Below are 1,082 nucleotides of genomic sequence, written 5' to 3'. Positions count from 1 at the left end.
GGGAAGCCGGCAAGCCGTTGACGATCGAAGAGGTCGATCTGGAAGGGCCGCGCGCGGGTGAAGTGCTGATCGAAGTGAAAGCGACGGGCATCTGCCACACCGATTACTACACGCTGTCGGGCGCCGATCCCGAAGGCATTTTTCCGGCGATTCTCGGGCATGAAGGCGCGGGCGTTGTCGTGGACGTCGGGCCGGGCGTGGGCACCTTGAGAAAGGGCGATCACGTGATTCCGCTTTACACGCCCGAATGCCGGCAATGCAAGTTCTGTCTGTCGCGCAAGACGAATCTGTGTCAGGCGATTCGCGCGACGCAAGGCCGTGGCCTGATGCCCGATTCGACCTCGCGCTTCTCGCTCGGCGGCAAGCCGTTGTTCCATTACATGGGCACATCGACGTTCTCGAACTACATCGTCGTGCCGGAAATCGCGGTGGCGAAAGTGCGCGAAGACGCGCCGTTCGACAAGATCTGCTATATCGGTTGCGGCGTGACGACGGGCGTCGGCGCGGTCGTGTATTCGGCGAAAGTGGAAGCGGGCGCGAATGTGGTCGTGTTCGGGCTGGGCGGCATCGGACTGAACGTGATTCAGGGCGCGAAGATGGTCGGCGCGGACAAGATCATCGGCGTCGATATCAATCCGGGGCGCGTCGAACTCGCGAAGAAGTTCGGCATGACGCATTTCATCAACCCGAAGGAAGTCGATAACGTCGTCGATCACATCGTGCAACTGACCGATGGCGGCGCGGACTATTCGTTCGAATGCGTCGGCAATGTGAAGCTCATGCGCCAGGCGCTCGAATGCACGCACAAGGGCTGGGGCCAGTCGTTCATCATCGGCGTGGCGGCGGCGGGCGAGGAGATCGGCACGCGGCCGTTTCAGCTCGTCACCGGCCGCGAATGGAAAGGCTCGGCATTCGGCGGCGCGCGCGGGCGCACGGATGTGCCGAAGATCGTCGACTGGTATATGGAAGGCAAGATCAATATCGACGATCTGATCACGCATCATCTGAAGCTGGAGCAGATCAACGACGGCTTCGACCTGATGAAGAAAGGCGAGTCGATTCGTTCCGTCGTGATCTATTGA

At 60.8% G+C, this 1,082-nt stretch carries 1 protein-coding gene; it reads left to right on the top strand.

Features of this window, described 5'->3' with window-relative positions:
* The coding region (locus U4Y90_RS35930) for an S-(hydroxymethyl)glutathione dehydrogenase/class III alcohol dehydrogenase (protein WP_321801891.1) at positions 1-1,082 on the top strand (1,082 nt) is incomplete at its 5' end.

The organism is Caballeronia sp. J97, assembly GCF_905220305.1.
Lineage (GTDB): Bacteria > Pseudomonadota > Gammaproteobacteria > Burkholderiales > Burkholderiaceae > Caballeronia.
The sequence above is the reverse complement of the archived record's forward strand: the minus strand, read 5'-3'. Positions and strand labels throughout refer to the sequence as shown.